Below are 24,183 nucleotides of genomic sequence, written 5' to 3' on the forward strand. Positions count from 1 at the left end.
GGACACCGATACGGTCAGCGGCGGCGGCGGATCAACGGCGACAGGCAACGTGATCACCGACGCGGCGCCCGGCGATCTCGGCGATGGCGACAATGGCGCCGATACGCCCGGGGCTGACGGGGCGGCGGTTTCGGCGATTGCCAGCGTCAACCTGCCCGCCAACACGGATAGCGATGCCGACGGAACCGGGAATTTCCAGGTCAATGGCCAATATGGCGTGCTGACCATCAACACGGATGGCAGTTACACCTATGTCCGCAATGCCGGTACGCCGGGAGGCGTCACCGATACATTCCGTTACACGCTGACCGATGGTGACGGCGACACTGCGACGACGACGCTGGCGATCAGCATCGGCAATTCGACGCCTGTCGTGGCGGCGAACGCCACCGTTCTGCTCGACGACGACGCGCTGGCCGGGGGTAACCCCAATGGTGTCGGCGATGATGTGAATTCGGCGAACACCCCGGGTACGCTCAGCGGTTCGGGCGGCGACGGTGTGCTGACCTTTGCGCTTCTGGCCACGGGGACCCCTCCGACGGGCTTTACCTATGAGCTGTCGGGCGGCAATCTTCTCGTGAAGCAGGGCGCCACCACCGTGCTGACCGTAACGCTGACCAACCCCGCGACGGGTGACTATACCGTCACGCAAAATGCACCGATTGTGCATGCAGCGGGCAACGACGAAAATAACCAGCTGTTCACGCTGAACTATACGGTCACCGACGTCGATGGGGATGGTGCGAACGGAACGCTCAGCATCAACGTTGATGACGATACGCCGACCGTGGTCGCTAACGCGATCCAGCCGATGCTGACCGTCGATGAATCCGATTTCGCGGGTAATGCCAGCACGAGCTTCGGTTCGGTGTTCACCACGTCGTTCGGCGCCGATGGTGCGGCGACAGCCAATGCGACCACCTATGCGCTGGGCATCAATCCTGGTTCGACGGGCCTTGTCGATACGGCGACCGGTCAGGCGGTCGTCCTCAGCCTCAACGGGGGCATCGTCGAAGGACGCACCGCGGGCTCCAACGCGCTGGTCTTTACGGTCAGCGTCGCGGCGAACGGCACCGTCACGCTCGATCAGAGCCGCGCAGTGGTGCACACTCCGAACGCCGGTCCCAATGATACCACGTCGCTTTCGGCCGACAATCTGGTCACGCTGACCGCGACGGTCACCGACCGCGATGGCGACAGTGCGACCGCAACGGCCAATATCGGCCAGAATCTCGTGTTCACCGACGATGCACCGACGGTGACGGCCACGGCCGCCGGTGCGGCCATTGCGCTGAACGACGAAACCGCGACGACCAGCCAGACGTCGACCATCGACACCGGCGCGATCGCCAAGGGCGACGACCTGAATGTCGGTGGTACAGGCGCGATCAGCGTGGCGTCGTCGGGATCGGCGGTCGTGACGGCTGCCCCCGTTTATGGTGCGGACGGTGCAGCTACCGTCAATCCGCTGACCTATGCGCTGACCGTGACGAACGCGGCCTCAGGCCTGACGGTGACCGATGGTTCGGCGATCAACCTCGTCCTTGTGGGCAATGTGATTGTCGGCCAGGTGAGCGGCGGCGCCTTCAATAATCAGGCCGCATTCGCGATCGAAATCAATCCCCTGACGGGTGTCGTCCGGGTCGAACAATATCTGTCGCTGAACCATCCGGTCACGACGAACCCCGATGATACGGTTTCGCTTCTGGCCGGCCGCCTTGGCGTCATCGTTACGGCAACCGACCGCGACGGCGATACCGCGACTTCGGGCACCGTCGATATCTCGGCGCAGATCCGTTTCGACGATGATGGCCCGTCGGTTAATCTTGTCGCAACCGACACGGACAACGTCCTGCTGACCACCCGCGACGCTGCAACGATCGGCGCGGCTTCCGATACAGCAACTTCGACCGTGAATTTCGGCGGTGTGTTCACTCACACGTCTGCACCGGGATCGGACGGCGCGGGCGCCGTGACCCTCAACTATGCGCTCAGCCTGATCGCAGCGCCCGGGACCGACTCCGGCCTCGACAGCAACGGCCTCTCGATATTCCTGTACACCGGGGCCGGCGGCACGATCGTCGGTTCGACCTCCGCCACATCGGCGGGCGTGAGCGCCGCGAACACGATTTTCTCGCTTGGCGTCAACGCCGGGACGGGCGCTGTCACGCTGACCCAGCATGCTGAAATCGATCACGCGCCGAATGCCGATATCGCTCCTCCCTATGACGACCAGTTTGCGCTTCTCGCGAACAATCTGGTCCGTCTGACCGGGACGGCGACGATTGTCGACGCGGATGGCGACAGCCAGAGTTCCACGGCCTCCATCGATCTCGGCAACAATATCCGTTTCGCCGATGACGGCCCGTCGATCACGGTCGGCGCCCCGCTGCCTACCTTGACGGTCGATGAATCGGACCTTGGAACCAATGCGGTCAGCGCGGCGGTATTCACGCCCAATTTTGGCGCCGATGGCCCGGGAACCGTGACCTATGCGCTGGGCATCAACACCGGTTCGACCGGCCTTGTCGACAGCGCGACCGGTCAGGCCGTGGTGCTCAGCATCTCGGGCGGCCAGGTGGTCGGCCGCGCCGGCACTGGCGCTGGCGACCCCATCGTCTTCACAATCTCGGTCGATGCGGGCGGTACGATCACGCTCGACCAGCAGCGTGCGATCATGCACGCGAATGGCGGCGCAGCGCACGATGACGCCAAGTCGCTGGCGGCGGCCAATCTGGTCACGCTGACCGCGACGGTCACCGACGGTGACGGCGACAGCGCCAAGGCGACGATCAACCTCGGCGACCGGCTGAGCTTCGAGGATGATGGTCCGACGGTGACGGCGGATTCGGGCACGACGACCGAAACGACGCTCGATTTCAACGCGGCTTTCGTGCTCGACTTCTCGGGCAGCCTCAACACCACCGAGTTGAACGCGATGCTCAACGCCGTGCGCGACGCCGGGCTGGCGCTGTTCGGCAGTTCGAGCGGCGACGTGTCGATCCGGCTGGTGGGCTTCGCATCGTCTGCCATAAGCTGGGGACCTTTCACCGACCCCGTCAGCTTCATTCAGCAACTTGACGCGCTCAACCCGTCGCAGGGTGGGAGCCGTCCCCTTGATTCCAATACGAATTTCTCTGTTGCTATCAATGAGTTGCTCAGTGTCTACACAGCCAATCCAACCGCCAACAATCAGGTGTTTTTCCTGAGCGACGGGAATCCGAACGAAGGAACAGGTTCGAACAACGCGCTGAATTCGGCCACGGCGACCGCCTGGAATAATTTTGTGAACAACAATGGTGTCAATGTTACGGCGATCGGCGTCGGCGACGGCATCAGCAACGGTCCGCTGCAGAATATCGATGTCGACGGCCAGGGCACAGTCCTTCGTGCCGATGATTTCGACGCTCTTGTGCAGACGTTGCTCGACGCCGTTGTGGCATTGCCGGTCAGCGGCGACCTGGATGCCAACGACAATTTCGGCGCCGACGGTGGCCGGATCCTGTCGATCACCATCAGCGGGACGACCTATACTTGGGATGGTAACAACACGATCACCCGGTCGGGCGCGCTTACGGGCAATGTGACGGGCAGCAGCATCTCGGCGACCACGCCGCAAGGTGCCATGCTGACGCTGAACTTCGTGACGGGAATCTGGTCCTATGCTCCCGACTCCACCCCCACTGCCGCAACCGAGGTCTTCAATTACTCGGTGATCGACCGCGACGGCGACACGGCAGGTTCGACGCTGTCGGTGACGGTGGTCGAAGGTGGCGGCCCCGGAAGCGGCAATATCGCGGCCGCAGACATCGTCATCACCAACGCCAGCGGCTCGGGTGCGGCGATTCAGATCGCGGAGGCAGCCCTGCTTGCCAATGATCAGGCTGGGACGACGATCACCGGGGGAGCGACCAGCGTTACCGACGCGACCGGCGTGACGCGCGGGGGCGGCAATTTCACCTTCACCGACAATGACACGGATGGCGGCGGCTTCTTCTATTCGACCACGCCGACGGATACGGCGCGGGTTACGGTCAACCGTGCGCAGGCGGGCAACGGCACGCTCAACGGCACCAGCGCGAACGACATTCTCGTCGGCCGAGACGGGGCCGACGATACGCTCGTCGGCAAGAACGGCAGTGACTATATGTATGGTCTGGGCGGCAACGACACGTTCAACCTCGCCAACGGTAATTTCGGCGCGGGCGAATACATCGACGGCGGCGCCGGTACCGATGCGATCGTTCTGACCAACCAGACCACGGTCAACTTCACAACCGGCACGATCGTCAGTGTCGAAACACTGACCGGTAGCAGCAGCAGCGACACGGTGACGATGTCGGCGCAGCAGTGGGCGGGGTTCAACACGATCAACCTCGCCGGCGGTAACAACGACGTGCTGACGGTCAACGTCAGTGGATCGGTCAATATCTCGGGCTTCGCGATCACGACGGTCAGCAACACCGAAACGGGCAGTCTGTCCGGTAGCAGCGGCGCAGATGCTCTCACCCTCACGGGTGCCCAGCTGAATGCTATCCTGATCGGCTCGGGCACGATCAATCTGGGCGGAGGCACCGACACGATCGTCCTTACCTCTACATCGACCGATCTGAACGGGCTGAACGATGCCAGCTTGTCCGATGTCGAAGTGATTTCGGCGGCGGGCGCAACGTCCGGCGTGACGATCAGCTTGGGCAATCAGGCCGAAGCGATCACGATCATTGGTTCGGCGAACGACGATGCGATCACTGCGAGTAACGGAAACGGTAGCATCGTCAATGCTGGCGCGGGAGCTGATCGGGTTACCATCAACGTTGGCAATCTCTCTTCGCGCAATTGGACGGTCGATCTCGGCAGCGACACCGCGGCTGACAAGATTATCTTCAACCACAACGATGTTCTTCCCGGCGACAACACGGTTGCGATCGTCAACAACTTCAATGTGGCTCAGGACAAGATTGCGATCGCAGTCGATGGGACAAGCGAGACCGACGGGACGTTCCTGACCGTGACCGGAACTCAGACCAACATCGGGAGCGGGATCGAAGTCATCGAACTGGTCAACAATGCGTGGGTTACTGCTTCGCTCGGCGACGACGGAAACGGATCGACGATCGAAGGCTTTATCCAGGCCGCGACCAATACTATTCCCACCGGAACATATACTTTCATCGTCTATTCCGACACATCGGGCACGGCCAATGCCGGTATCTATTCGGTGACGATCAGTAGCTCGAATAATCCTGGCAACAGTGGCATGGTCGTCGAGCATATCATGACGATCAATGACGTCGGCTATGGCAGCCTCTCGGCCGCCAACTTTGTCGGCGCCGGCGATCCGATCATCCTCGATCTCAATGGCGACGGCTATTCCTTCGGTCCGACGGCGGCGTTCGATCTCAATGCTGACGGTGCAGCCGACAATGTGACGTGGAATTCGTCCAACGACGGTATCCTTGCAGTCGATCTTGACGGGAATGGCATGATCGACAACGGAACCGAGATCTTCACCCCGGACTTCGCGGGCGGCAAGTTCGCCAACGGCGTCGCGGCGCTGGCTTCGCTCGACGACAATGGCGATGGTGTGATTGACGCAAATGATGCGGCTTTCGCTAAGTTGCTGGTGTGGCAGGATGCCAATGCCAACGGCGTGAGCGAGGAGGGCGAGCTTTCGAGCCTCACCGATCAGGGCATTGCGTCGATCGCGACGGGTGCGACCTCGACCGACGAGACGATCGACGGCCAGGCGGTGACCGCTCACGGCAGCTTTACCCGCAACGACGGCAGCACGGGCGGCTATATCGAGGTTCAGCTCGACACCCAGCTGGGCGCGCGTGGTGCCGATCGTGAGGCCGAGCATGCTCAGCGCGCTTCGGGCAACCAGGCGCTGACGGCATCGCTGGTTGCCGCATCGCTGGTCGCCATAGCGCAAGGCGCGCAGGCCCAGACCGATACGGAAGAGAAGCCCGTCGTTCAGGATGCTCCGACGCCGGTTCCGGCCGATGATGCCGCGGCGCAAGGCGCTTCGGTTGCACCGGTCGAAACGACGCCGATTGGCGGCGCCGAAGACCTGTCGGCTACGCAGGAAGCGGCTCCGGCCAGCACCAGCACCCTGTCGCATTCCGATGATGAGAGCGCTTCGTCGGCTTCGATCGACGACGCGCAGAGCAATGTCTCCAGTGACGACCAGGGTTCGGCCGATACGGACACATCGGACGCCTTGTTCGACATGGTGTCGGTGCATGCGGACTCGCCGATGGACGGGCTGCTCACGCTGGGTCTTGCCGCGGCGGAACAAGCCGCGGCGGCGGTCGCCGACGCGGCCGCCAAGGGGCCCGCGGCGGAAGCAGTGCTCGCCGAGGTTCTCAAGGACGGCGGACTCGACCATCTCCTCGACGCGGTCGTGGGCAACGAAAGCCAGCACGCCGCGAACGACGATGCGCCGGCGATCGACCTGGCGCAGTTCCTGAGCTCGAGCGTGCCGGGCGATATGGGGGCGCTTGTTCACCAGTCGGTCGAACAGGACCTGCACCAGATCGCAACGCAGGTGTGATCGCAGCGAAATCAATAACCAGTGGATCAATAAAAGTAGGGGGCTAGAACATGGCACATCATAAGGCAAAATGGATGGCGGGGGCGGTAGCCGCGCTGGCGTTTGCCCAGCCTGGCAGCGCTTTTGCCCAGGCACTCGCGGACCTTCCGGTTCGCGAACTGCGCGGCGAAGTGCAAAAACGCTATGACGCGGGCGTGGCGGCGTCGACCGACCCGGCGATCGTGTCGGCGAACACCAACGCCTACACCTGGGCGTCCGAGACGAAGGTTCAGTGCGGCATCGCAAAGGGCTTTCTGAAAGAAAGCATCAAGGACGGCGAAAGCCTGCGGCGTTGCGATTTCGCCTATGGCATGCTGACCCGCGGTCCGCAGCCGACGACGGATGTGCCGATTGCACCGCCGCCGCCACTGCCGCCCACCGAAAATTGCCCGCCGGAGGTGGCATCGACCTTCTTCTTCGATTGGGATTCGATCGTCGCGCCGGCCGACGCCGGCCAGTCGGTCGCGTTCATGGCCGATAATCGCGCTCGCTGCGGCTGGACTGCCTTCACCGTCGTCGGACACACCGACCGGTCGGGGTCCGATGCCTATAATGACAAGCTGTCGGTCGCGCGTGCCCGCGTGATCGCCGACATGATGGGCGCGGCGGGTATCCCCGCCGGGACGATCGCCGTGTCGGGGCGCGGTGAAAAGGACCTTCGGGTCGAGACGCTGGACGGTGAACGGACGCCGGCAAACCGGCGCGTCGAAGTCCGAGTGAATGGAATGGGGGAACGTTGATGAAACCGCAGCTCAAATGGACCGGCCTTGCTTCGGCGATCGCAATGTCCCTTTTCGCCGGTTCGGCTTTTGCCGAGCCCATCTCCATGCAGAATGTCATGGCGGTCGCGATTGATTCCAATCCGCAGATCAACCAGGCCGAAATGAACAAGCAGGCGATCGAGTTCGAACTCGAACAGGCCAAGGGCCTGTATCTGCCGCGCGTCACGCTCGAAATGTCGGCGGGTATTCGCCGGCTTGAAAATGCGACCCGCCGCAATCTGGGTATCGCCGATGACGAGCTGTATCCGGTCGAAATGTCGATGCGCGCCGAACAGACGCTGATCGATTTCGGTCGCCGGCGCGGCGAGAAATTGCGTCAGGCTGCGCGCGTCGATGGCGCCGCCCTGCGCGTTGTGGAACGGTCGGAATTTATCGCGCTGCAAACCGCGCGGCAATATCTCGACGTCCTGTTGCAACAGCGCGTCGTCGCGGCTGCCGAAGACAATATGACCTTCCACAACAGCCTGGTTTCGGACCTGTCGAGCGGCGTCACCGCCGGGTCGATCAGCGTCGCCGACCTTCAGCAGGCACAGGAGCGCGCCAAGGCGGCGAGCGTGCGCGTCGCTGAAGCGAAGGAAGCGCTGACCAATGCAAAGATCGAACTGCTCGCGCTGAGCGGCCTCGAAGTCAATGAAGTGCAGATGCCGTCGGCGATGACCGAAAAGCTTCCGACCAGCCTCAGCGAAGCCGTAGGCCTGACCCGGACGAAGCATCCGAAGGTGCTGGAGGCGCAGGCCGATGTCGACGCGTCCAACGCGGAGGCCAAGAAGGCGAAGGGCGATTTTTTCCCGACCATCGGCCTCGAACTGTCGGGCCGCGTCGGTGACGATATCGACGCTTTCCGCGGCGAGACCAACGATCTGCTCGGGCGCGTCGTGATGCGCTGGGACCTGTTCGATGGCGGGATCAATCGCGCCAAATATCAGGAGATGGTCCGCCGCGCGAGCGAGAGCCGGTTCCGCCTGCATGAAACCGAACGCAATGCGGAAGCCGACACCCGCCGTGCGTGGAACAGCCGCGAGACCCAGACTGCGGTGTTCCGCGATCTGGTCGATCAGAGCAAATCGACCGACGAACTGCTGGTCTCCTATCGGGAGCAATTCTCGGTCGGTCGCCGTTCGTTGCTCGACGTTCTCGATGCGCAGAACACGCGCTTCAACGTCCAGGTACGGGCTGAAACCGCGCGTTTCTCCGAGATATTTGCGGCCTATCAGGTGCTGGCTTCGACCAACAGCTTCCTCGAGGCATTCAACCTGACCGCACCGGAATCGCGCCGCGTTTATGCACGCGAAAAGGTGAATTATGGGCCGCCGGCACCCGCTGAGACCCAGCGCCGCCGTTATCCTCAATAATTTATTCACAGGTTTGATTCTAAAAAGAAATTATCAAGATGACCGGGAATCAATCCTCTGTGGCATATATAGGCAAAGGGAATATGGACGATCCGCTGATCGCCTGTATTCTCTTTGTCGCACAACATTTTGGTCAGAATTTCCAGCGCGGGGCGCTGTCGGCACTTGCGCGTGACGAGAGGGGCTTTCTGCCCTTTCATCAGGCCGAAGCGGCACTGGACCTGTGCTTCATCAACAATGAACGGCTGCGGGCGCGCAAGATAAGGAATCTGGCGCGCGACCTGCCGGTGATCATCCGCCAGCAGGACAGGCGCTGTGCGGTTCTGCTCGAAACGCAGGGCGATCAATATCTTGTCTGGGAACCGGGCTCCGATGCGCCGGTCTGGACCGACGAGGCTGCGCTCGAGGAAAAATATGCGGGGCAGGCGATAGCCGTCACCGCCGATCCCACCGCTATTCGCGCCGAAGAGCGCCCGTGGGATGAAGCGTCGAAGCGCCACTGGTTCTGGAGCGAAATCCGGCGGATGCGCCGTTCCTTCTATCCGGTGCTCGGCGCGGCGCTAATGATCAACCTGCTGGGCTTTGCCCTGCCGTTGTTCACGATGAATGTTTATGATCGCGTGATCCCCAACAAGGCGGTTTCCAGCCTTTGGGTTCTCGCCGTGGGGGCGTTGCTCGCCTTTGGCGTCGAATTTGCGCTGCGCCTCGCGCGGGCCACATTGCTCGATGATCTTGGCCGCGAGCTCGACGTCAAATTGTCGGAGAAAATCTTCTCGAAGGTGCTGAACATGCCGCTGGCGGATCGTCGCGGCAGTACCGGGATGCTCGCGCGGCGCGTGTCCGAATTCGAATCCGTTCGCGATTTCTTCGCCTCGACGACGATCGTCCTTCTGGTCGATGTCGTCTTCCTGTTCCTGTTCCTGATCATGATTGCCGTCCTTGCGGGATGGCTGTCGCTTGTCCCCCTGTCGATCATATTGGTGATGGGGGTCGCCGGCTATTTCCTGCAGCGGCAGATGGTGCAGGCCTCGCTCGACAATCAGGCCGATTCCAGCATCCAGCATGCGATGCTGGTCGAATCGATCGGCGGCACCGAAACGATCAAGAGCTGCGCGGCCGAAGGTCAGATTCTGGGCCAGTGGCGCCGGATGGTCGATACGAGCGCGCGGACGCAGGCCAGCCTGCGCCGGACCGGCGCCGCCGCGATCAACCTCGCGACGCTGGCGCAGCAGTTTTCCAGCCTCGCCCTCGTTGTCGGTGGTTTTTATCTCTTTGATTCGGGCAAGATTTCGATGGGCGCGATCATTGCCATCGTCATGCTGGCCGGCCGATCGATGGCCCCCATCGGGCAACTCGCCTTCCTGATGACGCGCGGGCGTCAGGCGTGGACGACGATGGCCAGCATCCAGCAGATGATCGAGGCCGAAGACGAACGCCGTATGGGTAGCAGCGCGCTGAACCTGACGATCGACAAGGGACATACTGTGGTCGAAGGCGTGTCCTTCACCTATCCCGGCGCGTCGGCGCCGTCCTTGTCGGATATCAACCTGAATATCGATGCCGGAGAGAGGATCGCGATCGTCGGCCGGGTCGCGTCGGGCAAGTCGACGCTGGGGCGCCTGCTGTGCGGACTCTATGCTCCCGAAGCCGGAAATATCTTCATCGACGGCCTCGACAGCCGCCAATATTCGCCCATCTATCTGCGCTCGCAATTTCGTTTCGTCGGGCAGGACGCGGTGCTGTTCAGCGGCTCGATCAAACAGAATATGCAATATTGCGCTCCGTCGGCGTCCGACGCCGACCTGATGGCGACGCTGCAGTCGATCGGTGCCGACCGGTTCATGGGCCGCGACGAGACAGGGCTCGACCGCGGAACCGGTGAGCGCGGAAGCCAGCTGTCGGGCGGCCAACGCGGTTTCCTCACCATCGCTCGCGCGCTGGCTTCGCCCTCGCGCTTGTTGTTTCTCGACGAGCCGACGGGCGCGATGGACACGCAAAGCGAGCGGTTGTTCATCGCCGCGCTCAAGGATGCTGTCTCGCCGTCGCAGACCGTGGTGATCGCGACCCATCGCGAGGCGATCTTGCAGATGTGCGATCGCATCATCGTTATCGATGGCGGACGCATCGTTGCCGACGGTCCGCGCGCAGAAATTCTTGCGCGATCGACGGTCAAGGAACCGGTCACATGATCGCGGAGCTCAACATAGCGGATGACCGCGCCGCCGCGACCGAAGCGCCCTGGTCGGATCCCGACGCACTGCCGCCGCGGTCGTCGAAGAAGCTGGTGCTGGTTTTGCTGGCTCTCGCGCTTGCTGCCGCGATGCTCATTTTCGCCTCGACCAATGACCGGTTGGGGCGCGTGTTCGAAAATCTGGTCGCCAGCTGGACCGCAGATCCTGCCGTGAAGGCCAAGGCCGCCAAGCAAAAGGCGATTGCGAAACTGATCACCGAAACCGAGACGGATTCGGTCGTCCCGACCGCCGAGGGGGCCGACGCCGTTGCCGGCAATGCCTTGCTTCCGATTTCGACCCTGCCGGTCGAAGCCGCCCGGCCCTTCATGATGCCGACAATCTCGCTGACCCAGGCGACAAATGCCCAGCGCTGCCTGACTCAGGCGATCTATTATGAAGCCGCCACGGAATCCGACGCCGGAAAGGCTGCGGTCGCGCAGGTCATCCTCAACCGGATGCGGCACCCCGCCTATCCCAACACCGTTTGCGGCGTCATCTATCAGGGCAGCTCGCGCCCCGGCTGCCAGTTCAGCTTTGCATGCGACGGCGCGATGAAACGCCCGCCGGTTCCGGCGCTGTGGCGCCGCGCGGCAGAAATCGCGCGCGCCGCGCTGAGCGGTCATGTCGAAACGAGCGTCGGCATGGCAACGCATTATCACGCCAATTATGTCCTGCCGCGCTGGGCACCCAAATTGACCAAGATCGAGCAGATCGGCGCGCATATCTTCTATCGCTGGCCGGGATCGTGGGGGAAACCCCGGGCATTTTCGGATGCTTATGCCGGCGCAGAATGGATTCCGGCGTTCAGCCAGCTTTATCAGGGCGGCGCGGCAACCGCAGACCTGCCGGGCGAAGTCGTCGCGCTCGATGCCATTGCCCCGGTTCGCGATCCGACCGATCGCCGCACCGATACCGACGTCGGCGGCCGTGTCGATGTGACCAAGGGCTGGGTTCCCAATATTCCCGATCCGACGCAGAGCAAATCGCGGTTCGACAGCTTGACGACCCAGCAGGGTGCGCCGACGGTATCCGAACCCCCAAGTGACAAATAAAGGCGCGTGTCCATGTTGAAATTCTGGCAGCGTTTGCGCGGCAGCGAACAGATTATGGTGGCGGCCGCCGCCGGCTTTGTTCTGTTTCTTTTGTGGGCGAGCATCGCTCGCGTCGATGAAGTCACGCGCGGGCAGGGCCGCGTGATCCCGTCGTCGAAGGTCCAGATCATCCAGTCGGCCGAACCGTCGACGATCCGTGAAATACTGGTTCGTTCGGGGCAGACGGTGAAGAAGGGGCAGTTGCTCGTCCGGCTCGACAATACCTCGTCGCAGTCCGAGCTTGGCCAGCTCGAAACCGAAAATGAACGACTGGGCCAGCGCGCCGCGCGTCTCGCCAGCGAAGGCGGTGGCGGAGCCGGGTGTACGGGCGAAAGCTGCGGCGATGAAATGCGGCTGGCTCAGGTGCGCCGCTCGTCGCTGCAAAGCCAGCTCGCCGCGCTGTCTGCGGGGGTCGAGCAGCGCCGCCGCGACATGGGCGAAGCGCAGGCCACCGCTTCCTCGCTCGAGAGCAGCCTTCGCCTCGCGCGCCAACAGGTGACGATGCTCGAGCCGCTCGCGGCAAAGGGCGTCGTGCCGCAGACCGAGCTTCTTACCGCGCAGCGCGAAGTTGTCGATATCCAGGGCCGCCTCGCTGCCGCGCGTCAGGCGATTTCACGTTCGCAGGCGGCTGTTCAGGAGGCGGGCGCGGAAGTGGCGCGCGCGCGGTTCGATTTCCAGCAGGAAGCATTGAACGAGCGCAGCCAGCTGACGACCAAGATGGCGGTCAATCAGGAAACGATCCGCGGTGCCGAAGGGCGGCTCGCCCGCTCCGAAATCCGTTCGCCGACGCGCGGCGTCGTGAACGACCTGCTGGTCAACACGGTCGGCGGATATGTGAATGCCGGCGAACAGATCATGCAGGTCGTGCCACTGGGCGACAAATTGCTGATCGAAACGCGCGTCACGCCGCGCGACATCGCTTTCATCAAGGTTGGCGATCCCGCGAACGTCAAGGTCACCGCCTATGACTTCTCCATCTATGGCGGGTTGAAGGGCCGGGTTGTTCGGGTCTCGGCCGACAGCATTTATGACGAGGTCGAACGGCAGGCCTATTTCACCGTCGTCGTCGAGACGAGCAATAGCTATCTGACGTCCAACGGCCGGCGCCTTCCGATCACGCCCGGCATGCTCTGCGACGTCGAAATCGTGACAGGGAAGAAGTCCGTGCTCAGCTATCTGCTGAAGCCCGTTCTGAAGGTCAGCGGTTCGGCATTGACCGAACGCTAGGGTAAGGACCCTAGTCGTTCAGTGCCAGCGCGACGGGTTTCGGCGATGCTGGCAGCGAAACCATGTTCGGCGACGGCTGCGATCCGCGATAGGCATGCACCCAGCGCCGATTTTCGCTGAACGACAGGACCGGCCGCACCGAATTGGGATGGCTGCCATCATAGACGCGGTCGGTCATATTATCGAGAACGACCTTCCCGTCCGCCGTCTGGACGAGCAGGAAAGCATGGTCGCTGTTGGCGGCAAGGTCGCGTAGCAGGACGAGCTTCATCCGGTCGGCATCGACGCCCGCGGCGCGCAGCAAATGCATTTTCAGGATCGCATAGTCCTCGCAGTCGCCGCTACCGCGCGCAATCGTCTGTTCGGCGGTCGCCCAGAAATCGCTCTGACGGTAATTGCGGTCGTCGTTGACATAGGCGATCTGCTGATTGACCCACTGATTGACGCGCGCGAGCAGATCCCGCTCGCTCAAACCTTCTGAGACATTGGCGCGGCGCAACTGCGCCTGCATCAGCCCTGCGGGCGCGGCGCGGCGGACCCGGTCCCAGCGGTCGTCAAAACGGGTCCGCTTGACCGGAATCGCCCGGGTGCCCAGCTCGGCATCGGGGTCATAGGCATCGCCGCTGCCCGGAGCATTGTCGAAGATCGACGGCTGATCGCGGTCTTCGGGGGGGCAGTTTGCGAAGGCCGGCGGCGTGAACGAGATCGGCGCGCGGCTCGCGGGCTCCAGCGTCATGCGGGCCGGGAAATCGCCCAGACCGGCGGTCACAAGCACAGGCATCCGGCGCGGAGCTGCTTCGCTAGCCGGGGCCTCCTGCTGCGTCTCGCGGATGCGATCCAGCGCGCTGGGCGCGCCGCCCAGAATGACGCGTGACACATCCGGCCGGGTCCAAGCCGCGCTGCTGGATACGGCGGTGCATGGGGCTCCGGATTCAGTGATAAACCCGGTTGGCGATGCCTGAGCGGTCGACGGCACGAGCAGTACGGCGACAAGCGCGATCGAGACGGGAAACCATCGCGATTCGCCAGCGACAAGATGGGCGGTCTTTCTCATGCTGCCGAATCTGCCGCGGCGGGATGAGGATTCGTTTCATGACGATAGTAAACACCGTCTTCAGTATGTTAAGATATTGGAAACAGGAGAGTGAATATCGGCGCATGGCGATGGGCCGATCGGAAATTGTTGATGCCCCGGCCGATTTTATGGCTTTTGAAGCGTTTCGACTTCCGTCGCGGATGAGTTCCCAACAGAATGACAGGCGCGTCGATCGACCGCGCTTCGCGCGCCGGCAAGATTTCGGTATCGCGCGGCATGAGGGCCATGCTTGCCCTTGCCGTTACTCAACGTCTCTACTAGCCCATATGGCGTGAGCACAGCCCCGCCTTCTTCTTCGTCACCGCTGTCTCCTTTCCAGTTTCCGGCGTTTCGTGCGATCTGGATCGCGAACCTTGCGTCGAACATGGGCTCGATGGTCCAGTCGGTTGCCGCGGCCTGGCTGATGACTGAACTCACAAGCTCGCACAGCCTGATCGCGCTCGTTCAGGCAAGCGCGACGATCCCGATCATGCTGCTCGGTGTCTTTGCCGGGGCGATCGCCGACAATTTCGATCGGCGGCGCGTCATGCTCGCGGCGCAGAGCGGGATGCTCCTCGTCTCCGCGGCGTTGACGATCACTACCTGGATGGGCGCGATCAGTCCCGCTCTTCTGTTGTTCTTCACGCTGGCAGTGGGCTGCGGCACCGCGCTCAACGGGCCGGCTTGGCAGGCATCGGTTCGTCTGCAAGTGGGGCCACGGCATTTGCCGCAGGCGATCGCGCTCAACACCGTCGCCTTCAATCTGGCGCGCAGCGTCGGTCCGGCGCTGGGCGGCCTGCTGATTTCGCTGACCGGCCCCACGCCCGCCTTCGCCCTGAACGCGTTCAGCTACATCCTCCTCATCGCGGTTCTGCTGCGCTGGCGCCCCCAGATCACGCCGCCGACGCGGGCGCCGATGCTCGCGGCAATCGCCGCTGGCATTCGCTTCTGCGCCAACTCCAGCCCCTTGCGGCGCGTGCTGACGCGCGGTTTTGTCTTTGGCCTGGGTGCCGCGGGGTTTCAGGCGCTCCTGCCGTCGCTGGTGCGCGATCGGCTGCATGGGACCGAGACCATCTATGGTCTTTGCCTTGGCGCATTCGGCGCGGGGTCGATCTTCGCCGCGCTGTGGATTTCTTCGGTCCGGCGAAAATTGGGCAGCGACCGGGTGATCAGCGGGGCCGGTTTGGTCTTTGCCGCCGCGCTGCTTCCCATCGCATTGACGACAAATCTTGCGCTGTTCCTGGGGGCGGCCTTTGTGAGCGGTGCAGCGTGGGTGTCGACGCTCACCACATTGAATGTCGCAATGCAGCTCCGGTCGCCCGAAGCGATTTTGGGTCGCTGCCTGTCGCTGTATCAGGCAGTGACTTTCGGTGCGATGGCGCTCGGCGCCTATGCGCTCGGCTCCGTCGCCGATCTGTGGACCTTGCCGGGCGCGATCCTCCTCGCGGCCGGCTGGCTGGCGCTATCTGCGGTCATTTTGCCTATCGTCGCGCCGATGCCGCGGCGTGACGAAGGCCGCATCCTTCCCTGAGCAAGGAATGGGGATTGGCAGTGCCATGGCCCGGCCTCGGACCTGTGTGGGCACGCAGATGGCAAAGAAAAGCGCGCCTTCCGGCGCAGCCTATCCCATATGCTGGTTATCGACGTCCCTCGGGTCAATGATGGTGCGGTCGAGAGGGAAAAATTTAGATCCCAACCTAGCGCAGCGCGTCTCACCGACCATCGAACTTACGCTCATATTTTGATATGCTTACCTCCAATATCACTCCGTCTCATCCAATCTTATGCATCGAGTTGGACTAGGAGGTGGCCCCAATTGCGCATGAACGCCCTTTTTGAAATTGGGTTCGCTTTCGCTCCCGCCCGGCAAGCATGCCGACGGCCAAGGGTTGTGGCTTGTGAAGCGAACACAGGGAACGGGTAAGTGGTTTCGAACCGCGGTAGTTCCAAGGGAACGGCGTCTTCAGCGCGACTTCGCAGCCGGCTTCTTCTCGGCCTATAGCGACCACACCGAGCCCTGTATGACTTGGCACTCAGCATCGAGAGGGCTATGAGCACGCGGAGCTGATTGGGTGTGACCATATCCGGATATCGTCAGACGGCGGGCGATCCTGGCTATTCGACCGTGTCCGGCGGCGTTTCATTGGTGGCTTGGCGGCACATCGGCAAGACGACGCTGGTCGCATCGATGGCAGCATATCGCCTCGTTGGGGACGAGCGCTTATTCCTCTTCGCCGATCGTCGTCGCGAGTGGCTATTGAAGGCCCTCGTGCGCGCCACATTCCGGCAGGTCACGATCGCGGGTTTCGCCCCGAAGGCTCGCCTCCTCATGGAACGCAATTATTCGACCGTGGGATTGTACGGTTATCGGTGAGCAGATGATCCCCCTTAGCTCCCGACGTCGTCTCCGCTCTTCCAACATTAGGCCCACAACATGCCGGACTTCCATCGGCCAGAACCGCCAATGTTGGAATGGCGCTCTGAAGCGATGCCAGGCGGGAACACCCGCGCTGGCTCTTGTTCTCCCGGCGTAACGCATTTCATTTCAATCCAGATCGGAACGGTTCGGCTCCCCGGTTTTTGATCGAGTCGACCGATGGTTGCGGGGTCTGGGGAGCCGCGGACCTGACAGGCGGACTGGCGCATCCAAATAGAAACGGTCGCGTCAGGCTGCCCATCTGAAATAGCTCACGGCCGGGTCAATGGAACTCGAGCCCTTCAAATGAGCCCGACGCGCGCCAGTCGTCGAGATACTTGAAATAGGCTGCGGGACCCGCAGGATATCCGACCGCAAGGCGCATCGCCGGGGTCGGGGCCTGGCCCTCATTATTATAATAGCCCGGTGTACAGTCCGGCGCGCGCGACATCCGGCCCGGTCCCTGCAGGAGCAGATCGACCCAAGCCTTCTGCGCAGCTTCGGTGACCTCGACTTCATGCACTCCCTTAGCCCGGGCATGTCCGATGACGGCGGCGATCGTGCGCGCCGTTTCGGTCAGATTATGCGGAATATTGGAGATGAGATTGGCGCCCTGGACCGGTTGCACGAAAAAGGCGTTAGGGAAGCCACGCGCGTAAACGCCATGCATCGTGCGCATACCGTCGGCCCACTCTTCCGAAATCCTGCGGCCGCCGCGACCGGTGAGGTCGAAGCCCGCACGCCGTTCATAGGCCGAGCCGACCTCGAAGCCCGAGGCATAGATGATGCAGTCGACCTCATACTCCTTGCCCGCGACAACGAAGCCGCGCTCGGTGATACGCTCGACACCCTTGCCGTCGGTATCGACAAGCTGCGTCGAAGGCGCATTGAAGGCCTGCAGATAGCTGTCGTGGAAACAGGGACGCTTGCACATCTGCCGGTACCAGGCCTTGAGCTTCTCCGCGGTATCCGGGTCGTCGACAATCGCGTCGACGCGCGCCCTTATCTCTTCCATCTTCTCGAAATCGCTGTCCTCATAGGCAGCCATGATTTCCTTCCACGACATCTTCTCGCGCGGCATGCCGGCGAGCTTCTCGCGAATGCGCGCCGAAATCTCGGTCCAGCCGTCCTTGACAAGGTCTTCGCCCGGATTGCCGCCCGCCTGGTTCTCGGTGAAATTCTCGAGCCAGCGCTGCTGCCAGCCGGGGGTTGCGATCTCTGCGAACCAGTCGCTGTCGATCGCGTGATTGTTGCGTGCGTCGATCGACGAGGGCGTCCGCTGGACAACATAGAGTTTTCCCGCCGCGCGGGCGAGATGCGGGACCGCCTGGACCGAGGTCGCACCCGTACCTATGATCGCGACCCGCTTGTCCGCAAGCTTCTCCATCAAGGCGCCGTCGGGACTGCCGCCGGTATAGTCATAGTCCCAGCGACTGGTGTGGAAACTGTGGCCTTTGAAGTTCTCGATTCCCGCTATGCCGGGAAGCTTCGGAATATGAAGGGGGCCGGTGCCGAGCCCGATATAGTCGGCGGTGAAACGGTCCCCGCGATTGGTCGTGATCGTCCAGCGTTTTGCATCATCATCCCACGCGGCGCCGGTCACCTCGGTTTGCAGCAGCGCCTTTTCATAGAGGCCGTACTGGTGCGCGATCCGTTGGCATTGCGCGAGGATTTCCGGGGCATGCGCATATTTTTCACTCGGCATATGCCCCGTCTCTTCGAGGAGCGGCATATAGATCATCGATGCCGTATCGCACTGGGCGCCCGGATAGCGGTTCCAGTACCAGGTGCCGCCGAAATCTCCACCCTTGTCGATGATGCGCACATCCTCGACGCCGATCTCGGCGAGGCGGGCGCCGGTAACGAGCCCGGCAAATCCGCCGCCTACGAACGCGAAGGTGACATGATCGGTGACCGGCTCGCGGACGATCGGCGTGCAATAGGGATCCTGCTTGTAATGGGCGAGATTCCCCTCGATCGGCAGATATTGCGCCGCACCGTCGGGCCGCAGGCGCTTGTCGCGTTCGGCGACATACTTCGCCAGCAGCGCGTCCTTGTCGATGATTGCCGTTCCGGCGGTATTGCTGGTCATGGGACCTTCCTCTCCGTTTCCATACCTGATTCTTTAAAAGCTACATATAGGCTCAAATTATAGCCATCAATACACATACTAAAAAAATCATAATCCGGTCGAACCGCGAGCGGGAATGCGCATTGCCGCGAGCGAGGCGAGCGCGAAGAGGAAAGCTGATGCGGTAAAGAGCCACTCGAAACCTGCGAGCCAGACGATCAGGCCGCCAATCAGCGGCCCCGTCGCAGCGAGCGCTCCCTCAAGCGATGTCGAGACGGCGAGGCGCAAGGGTACGTCCTCTGGTTCGCCGATCTCGAGCACGATCGTTGCCGCGCTCATCGTATAGGCCGAGGCCGCCGCTCCGAAGCCACAGAAGGCCAGGATGTTCCAGCTTGGCGGCGCCAGCAGGAGCACCGCGAGCGCCGCGGCCGAAAGGAGCGCGGATGTCGTCAGCGGACCGCGAAATCCGCGTTGATCGCCGACATATCCCCAGAGGAGGTTGGAGATTGTATCGGAGGCAAGATAGGCGAATGACAGGATGCCGATGAGTTCGCCGTCGAGGCCCTGAGTGCGGCTTGCGTAAAGGATATAGAAGGGCGCGCTCATACGTCCGGCGGCAATCAGCGCCTGCGATGTCAGAAAGGCCCGATAGCCGCGGTGCGACAGCAGCATCGGAACCGCCGCGAGCCTTTCCTTGAACCCGCGCGCTTTCCGGCCGGGCGCCTCGGGCTCGCGTATGCCAAGGCGCAGGACCAGGAGGCCGAGACTGGTAAGGAGGAAGGCAAGGAAGAATGTCGTCGCATAGCCATTCCCGAACATGTTCGGCGCCACGAGATAGATGCCCGCGCCGAGCGACAAACCGGCCGCCAGCGTTCCGCCCGCGAGATTGCGCCAGGCCTGAAGCCGGCCGCGCCGCGCCATGGGGATGACCTTCGCCATCAGGATCTGGAATGCGACACGTTGGGTGCCGGTATAGAAACCGAGCAGGAAGAGGAGGGTCATCGTCGCGGCGACAAGCCAGGCCCCCCCGAGAAACCATCCTGCGAGGGCGAGGCCGAGAATCTGGAGACGCATCAGCGACCCCGTTTTCGCCGCGTAGGGCAAAAGGCGCCGACGCTGCTCGATGTGCGAGGCACCGATTACGGGCGAAAGCGTGCCGCCCAGCTGCAGCAGGGTTTGGGCGAGGCCGACCAGCGCGCTCGATCCGGTGATGACCTGCATATAGGCGGGGAGCAGGGTCGGCGCGTAGAGCAAGCGAAAGCCCGTGTGCCCGAGGGCTCCGTGTACGAAATGCACCGCATAGTTGCGGCGGAGATTTTGCTCGATAAACGACTGCGGGTCCGGTTCCTCGCCGGCCGGTGCGGAAGCTTCGCTCATGATCCGGCCGGCACTGGCGCTTCGCCGGTCCCGAACATGGCGAGAAGCTCGCGCTTCAATATCTTCCCGTTGGCATTGCGCGGCAGGGTCGTGTCGGAGAAACGGATAACGACCGGGACCTTGAAGGCCGCAAGGCGCGAGCGGAGCCACGCCTGTATGCTCGTTTCCGATGCGACCGTCCCGGCGGCGAGATGTACGACCGCCGCGGGCACTTCGCCAAGAGCGGCGTCGGGAAGTCCGATCAGCGCCGCATCGGTGACTCCCGGGAAAGCGAAGAGCGCATTCTCGACTTCCGACGCATAGATATTCTCGCCGCCGCGGATCACGACATCCTTCGCCCGATCGACGATATAGCAAAAGCCATCCTCGTCGAGCCGGGCGATGTCGCCGGTGAGAACCCATCCGTCCCGGAATGTCGCTTCACTCTCTTCGGGGCGGTTCCAGTACCGGCGCACGACCATCGGTCCGCGGGCGCGCAGTTCTCCGACCGAACCCGGCGGCAGCGCAGTGCCATGCTCGTCGGTCACCATGAGGTCGGCGACCGCGACCGCGGGGCCGCAGCTGTCCGGGCGCGCGAGATAATCCTCGGCGCTATGATTGGTCACCGTCGCGCAAGTCTCGCTCATTCCCCATCCGAACCCCGGGGCCGCGCCAAATTCTTCGGCGATGCGCCGCGCAAGCTCGGGAGCGGCGGGCGCTCCGCCGTAGCTGACGAGTTCGAGCGAGCTGAGGTCGTAATTGCGCCGGGCGGGGTGTTCGAGCAATTGCCAGGCGATGGTGGGGACGCCGCCGGCGCTGTCCGCACGTTCGCGCTCGATCAGCCCGAAGGCTTCCTCGGCGTCCCATTTGCGCATGAGAATGAGGGTGTCGCCGTTGTAGATCGCGCCGAGGAGCCGCGCGCAAAATCCTGTGACATGAAAGAAGGGAATCACATGCAGCGCGATGCGCTGCCGTGGCGCGGGGAGGGGCGCACCCCGGCGGAGGATCCCGCGCGCGTTGGCGAATGCGGATGACAGGATGTTGCTGAGGAGGTTGCGGTGCGTTGCGACCGCGCCCTTCGGCGAACCCGTGGTCCCGCTGGTGTAGAAGATGGACACATCGTCGTCGGGGTGGAAATCATGCCGGAGCTTCGCGCGGTCCGCGAGCGCGGCATAATCGTCGGGGCGTCCCAAGAGCGTCTCGAGCCGTTCCGCCGGCGGTGCGAGCGGATCGCGCACGACAAGCAAATGCTCGATCCCGGGAATCCGCTGACGAAGGGGGGCGATGGCGGCGCGCCGCTCCGCATCGCAGAGGAGCGCGCGCGCGCCGCTGTCGCGCAGCGCATATTCCAGCTCGGGGCCGGTCCACCAGGCGTTGAGCGGCACGACGATCGCGCCGGTGGCGGCGGCAGCGAAATAGGCGACGGGCCATTCGGGCAGATTGCGCATTGCCAGGGCGACGCGGTCGCCGGCGCCGATGCCCAGATCCGAAAGATGCAACGCCAGCGATGCGACCGCCTTCACGAAACCGCGATAGCTCAATCGCTCCTTCTCGAAGACGATGAACGCGCGATCGGCATGGGCTTCGCAATGCGCGACCAGTGCGGCCATATCGGGAAGGGCATTCTTCCAGACGCGGGTCGATAGCCCTCGGACATCCACGGTCTCCATCTCGAATCGGGCGCCCTTTGCACAGAGTTCCGCTTCGACCTCGCATAGGGTCATTCGAGGCCATTCCGCCATCGCAGCATCGTCCGCACCGCTCATCCATATTCTCCTGCAAAGTCCGTTGCGCAATCGTTATTGAATAAATCGGTATGTCATGCAAACTTGTAATTCTAGGTATTTTTATATAGAAAAAAGGAAAATGGTATGCTCAATATGGATGTCGCTGCGGCGAGCGGGGAAATTCGGGTGGATATAGCGGCGCGCTACGTCGCGACGGGGAAGCTGCCGCACGCCCAGCTGCTCATCGCCCGCGACGGAGTCATCCTTCACCGCTCGACGCACGGCAGCGGCCGCAGCGACGGCGGTCCGCTCGCACAAAATGCGCTTTTTCGTATCGCGTCGATGACCAAACCCGTCACGGCGGTCGCCTTCATGACGCTCGTCGAGGAGGGAAGGGTATCGCTCGACGACCCGCTGGCGTCGGTCGTGCCCGAGCTCGGCTCGCTCGGCGTTGCGCTGCCGGACGGTGCCCGCGAGTTCGAGACGGCACCCGCGGGGGCGATCCGGATGATCGACCTTTTGCGGCATACGGCCGGGTTTACCTATGGTTTCCTGAACCGGACCCCTGTCGACGCGGCGTACCGCGCAGCCGGAATCCTCGCACCCGGCTCCACCCAGGATGCCGACGGCTTCGTCGCTGCGCTCGCTGCACTTCCTCTCGAGTTCGAACCCGGCCGCTTCTGGAACTATTCGGTTGCAACCGATGTTCTCGGCGTCGTCGTCGCGCGGCTGGCGGGCCGATCGCTCGGCGAGGTCTTCGCCGAGCGGATTTTCGGGCCGCTGGAAATGGTCGACACCGGCTTTACCTGTCCTCCGGAGAAGACGCACAGGCTGACCGACGCCTGGCTTCAGCATCCCGGGGGCCGGATGATCTTCGACCATGCCGAGACCAGCCGCTGGCTGACACCGCCGTCCTTCGAGTCGGGCGGTGGCGGCCTGCTCTCGACCATCGACGATTATCACCGCTTCTGCACGATGCTCGTACGAGGCGGCAGCGTTGGAGATGTCCGCATCCTGTCGCCCGGGACTCTCGATCTCATGACGCGCAACCAGCTGCCCGGAGGCCAGGACCTTGCCGCAATGGGCCGCTTTCCTTTCCCCGAGACCGGTGCAGCCGGCACGGGGTTCGGTCTCGGCTTTGCGGTCACGCTCGATCCGCAGGCGACGGGACTTCCCGGATCGCCGGGCGATTTCTACTGGAGCGGGATCTACTCGACGGCATTCTTCGTCGACCCGGTCGAGCGGCTTCATGGCATCTTCATGACGCAACTGATGCCGACCGGGACCGAACCCGTCCGTCGTGAGCTTCGGGAAGCAGCCTATCGGCTCCTTCGCTGAAAAATGCGGCCCCGCCTCGATGGCGGGGCCAGTTTTGCGCGGCAGCTAGCCATGGCCGCAGGGAGATACGCTCCGCTGCGTTCAAGCCGCGCTGCGAGCGGGAGTGACCGGGGCGGGTCGGGTCGACGTCGGGTGAAGCGCGGAGAGACCCCCATCCACGGCGATCGCCTGCCCGTTGACAAAGGTGGCAGCATCCGACGCCAGAAACAGGACCATTGCCGAGATGTCCTCTGGTTCTCCGCCGCGCTGGCTCGGTGCCGACAGGCCGATCTTGTCCTCATGCCCCATCGCTTTGGCAAGAGCATAGACCGGCTGTGTCATCGCCGTGCGGACAAGCCCCGGACAAATCGCGTTGATGCGAATGCCGCTGCCGCTCAGTTCGAGTGCGGCGGTCTTGACGAGATTGACGACGCCGGCCTTCGATGCCGAATAGGCGGCGGGTCCGGCGCCCGCCCGCAGCCCGGCAACCGAGGCGGTGCAGATGATCGCCCCGCCGCCGCGCTCGCGCATCGCCGCCGCGCCATGTTTGACCGCGAGGAAGGGGCCAACGAGATTGACCCTCAGAACCTCGAGCCAGTTCTCGGGTGTGCCGTCGGCATAGCTGACCCGGCCGCCGGTAATTCCGGCATTGGCAAAGAAGATGTCGAGGCCGCCGAACCGCGTCGCCGCAAGATCGACGGCTTCGCGTATATCGTCCTCGCGTCCCGCGTCGCCGACCAGCGCGATCGCGGTTCCCCCGGCCTGCACGATCGTCTGCACCGTCTCGTTGACCGTCTCGGTGATGTCCGAGGCGATGACGCTCGCCCCCGCGGCAGCGAAGTCGATCGCCGCCTGGCGGCCGATCCCCGATGCCGCGCCGGTGACGATCGCGACCTTGCCCGTAAAGTCCGGAAAATTCCTGTTCATTCTATTCTCCTGTGCTGGA

At 63.0% G+C, this 24,183-nt stretch carries 14 protein-coding genes; 9 read left to right on the forward strand and 5 right to left on the reverse strand.

Annotated features, from left to right (window positions below):
• The first annotated feature begins 49 nt into the window (after positions 1-49).
• The 6 genes from ACSYDV_RS21005 to ACSYDV_RS21030 all read left to right on the forward strand — a co-directional run bounded on the left by ACSYDV_RS21005 (position 50) and on the right by ACSYDV_RS21030 (position 13,275).
• On the forward strand, positions 50-6,553 hold the full coding sequence (locus tag ACSYDV_RS21005) for a DUF5801 repeats-in-toxin domain-containing protein (protein ID WP_438326015.1): 6,504 nt from the start codon (positions 50-52) through the stop codon (positions 6,551-6,553).
• 50 nt (positions 6,554-6,603) lie between these two features.
• On the forward strand, positions 6,604-7,332 hold the full coding sequence (locus ACSYDV_RS21010) for an OmpA family protein (RefSeq protein ID WP_438326016.1): 729 nt from the start codon (positions 6,604-6,606) through the stop codon (positions 7,330-7,332).
• Complete coding sequence (locus tag ACSYDV_RS21015) at positions 7,332-8,726, forward strand: TolC family protein (RefSeq protein ID WP_438326017.1); 1,395 nt, start codon at positions 7,332-7,334, stop codon at positions 8,724-8,726. Before ACSYDV_RS21010 ends, ACSYDV_RS21015 begins: the two co-directional genes overlap by 1 nt.
• A gap of 83 nt (positions 8,727-8,809) precedes the next feature.
• Complete coding sequence (locus ACSYDV_RS21020; protein WP_438326019.1) at positions 8,810-10,915, forward strand: type I secretion system permease/ATPase; 2,106 nt, start codon at positions 8,810-8,812, stop codon at positions 10,913-10,915.
• Positions 10,912-12,009: a cell wall hydrolase gene (locus ACSYDV_RS21025; protein ID WP_438326020.1), complete on the forward strand. Its 1,098-nt coding sequence runs from the start codon at positions 10,912-10,914 to the stop codon at positions 12,007-12,009. Before ACSYDV_RS21020 ends, ACSYDV_RS21025 begins: the two co-directional genes overlap by 4 nt.
• Positions 12,010-12,021: 12 nt before the next feature.
• Entirely contained in the window at positions 12,022-13,275 is a 1,254-nt protein-coding gene (locus ACSYDV_RS21030; protein WP_438326021.1) for an HlyD family type I secretion periplasmic adaptor subunit, read from the forward strand.
• A gap of 10 nt (positions 13,276-13,285) precedes the next feature.
• On the opposite strand, the gene ACSYDV_RS21035 is transcribed toward ACSYDV_RS21030, so the two are convergent.
• Positions 13,286-14,152 (reverse strand): transglutaminase-like cysteine peptidase, encoded by an 867-nt coding sequence (locus tag ACSYDV_RS21035; protein WP_438326022.1) that lies wholly within the window; start codon positions 14,150-14,152, stop codon positions 13,286-13,288.
• A gap of 490 nt (positions 14,153-14,642) precedes the next feature.
• On the opposite strand from ACSYDV_RS21035, the gene ACSYDV_RS21040 reads away from it, so the two are divergent.
• Positions 14,643-15,881 carry an MFS transporter gene (locus tag ACSYDV_RS21040; protein WP_438326023.1) on the forward strand — a complete coding sequence of 413 codons (1,239 nt, stop codon included), beginning with the start codon at positions 14,643-14,645 and terminating at the stop codon, positions 15,879-15,881.
• A gap of 537 nt (positions 15,882-16,418) precedes the next feature.
• The gene (locus ACSYDV_RS21045) at positions 16,419-16,724 is read left to right on the forward strand and encodes a hypothetical protein (RefSeq protein ID WP_438326025.1); all 306 of its coding nucleotides are present in this window, start codon (positions 16,419-16,421) and stop codon (positions 16,722-16,724) included.
• Between the two features lie 325 nt (positions 16,725-17,049).
• Here the strand turns inward: ACSYDV_RS21045 and ACSYDV_RS21050 are convergent, their stop codons facing one another.
• The 3 genes from ACSYDV_RS21050 to ACSYDV_RS21060 all read right to left on the reverse strand — a co-directional run bounded on the left by ACSYDV_RS21050 (position 17,050) and on the right by ACSYDV_RS21060 (position 21,959).
• The gene (locus ACSYDV_RS21050; protein WP_438326027.1) at positions 17,050-18,858 is read right to left on the reverse strand and encodes a flavin-containing monooxygenase; all 1,809 of its coding nucleotides are present in this window, start codon (positions 18,856-18,858) and stop codon (positions 17,050-17,052) included.
• A gap of 87 nt (positions 18,859-18,945) precedes the next feature.
• Entirely contained in the window at positions 18,946-20,214 is a 1,269-nt protein-coding gene (locus ACSYDV_RS21055; RefSeq protein ID WP_438326028.1) for an MFS transporter, read from the reverse strand.
• The gene (locus tag ACSYDV_RS21060; protein WP_438326029.1) at positions 20,211-21,959 is read right to left on the reverse strand and encodes a class I adenylate-forming enzyme family protein; all 1,749 of its coding nucleotides are present in this window, start codon (positions 21,957-21,959) and stop codon (positions 20,211-20,213) included. The genes ACSYDV_RS21055 and ACSYDV_RS21060 overlap by 4 nt, the downstream gene beginning before the upstream one ends.
• Positions 21,960-22,064: 105 nt before the next feature.
• Between ACSYDV_RS21060 and ACSYDV_RS21065 the strand changes: the two genes are divergently transcribed.
• The gene (locus tag ACSYDV_RS21065) at positions 22,065-23,258 is read left to right on the forward strand and encodes a serine hydrolase domain-containing protein (protein ID WP_438326031.1); all 1,194 of its coding nucleotides are present in this window, start codon (positions 22,065-22,067) and stop codon (positions 23,256-23,258) included.
• Between the two features lie 81 nt (positions 23,259-23,339).
• Here the strand turns inward: ACSYDV_RS21065 and ACSYDV_RS21070 are convergent, their stop codons facing one another.
• Positions 23,340-24,164 carry an SDR family NAD(P)-dependent oxidoreductase gene (locus tag ACSYDV_RS21070; protein WP_438326032.1) on the reverse strand — a complete coding sequence of 275 codons (825 nt, stop codon included), beginning with the start codon at positions 24,162-24,164 and terminating at the stop codon, positions 23,340-23,342.
• Between the last annotated feature and the right edge of the window lie 19 nt (positions 24,165-24,183).

The organism is Sphingopyxis selenitireducens (assembly GCF_051550705.1).
GTDB lineage: Bacteria > Pseudomonadota > Alphaproteobacteria > Sphingomonadales > Sphingomonadaceae > Sphingopyxis.

Bases quoted from the DNA above. Each gene is read 5' to 3' on its own strand.
- ACSYDV_RS21010 (WP_438326016.1), top strand. From the start codon at position 6,604: ATGGCACATCATAAGGCAAAATGGATGGCGGGGGCGGTAGCCGCGCTG.
- ACSYDV_RS21015 (WP_438326017.1), top strand. From the start codon at position 7,332: ATGAAACCGCAGCTCAAATGGACCGGCCTTGCTTCGGCGATCGCAATG.
- ACSYDV_RS21020 (WP_438326019.1), top strand. From the start codon at position 8,810: ATGGACGATCCGCTGATCGCCTGTATTCTCTTTGTCGCACAACATTTT.
- ACSYDV_RS21025 (WP_438326020.1), top strand. From the start codon at position 10,912: ATGATCGCGGAGCTCAACATAGCGGATGACCGCGCCGCCGCGACCGAA.
- ACSYDV_RS21030 (WP_438326021.1), top strand. From the start codon at position 12,022: ATGTTGAAATTCTGGCAGCGTTTGCGCGGCAGCGAACAGATTATGGTG.
- ACSYDV_RS21050 (WP_438326027.1), bottom strand. From the start codon at position 18,858: ATGACCAGCAATACCGCCGGAACGGCAATCATCGACAAGGACGCGCTG.
- ACSYDV_RS21055 (WP_438326028.1), bottom strand. From the start codon at position 20,214: ATGAGCGAAGCTTCCGCACCGGCCGGCGAGGAACCGGACCCGCAGTCG.
- ACSYDV_RS21060 (WP_438326029.1), bottom strand. From the start codon at position 21,959: ATGAGCGGTGCGGACGATGCTGCGATGGCGGAATGGCCTCGAATGACC.
- ACSYDV_RS21065 (WP_438326031.1), top strand. From the start codon at position 22,065: ATGCTCAATATGGATGTCGCTGCGGCGAGCGGGGAAATTCGGGTGGAT.
- ACSYDV_RS21070 (WP_438326032.1), bottom strand. From the start codon at position 24,164: ATGAACAGGAATTTTCCGGACTTTACGGGCAAGGTCGCGATCGTCACC.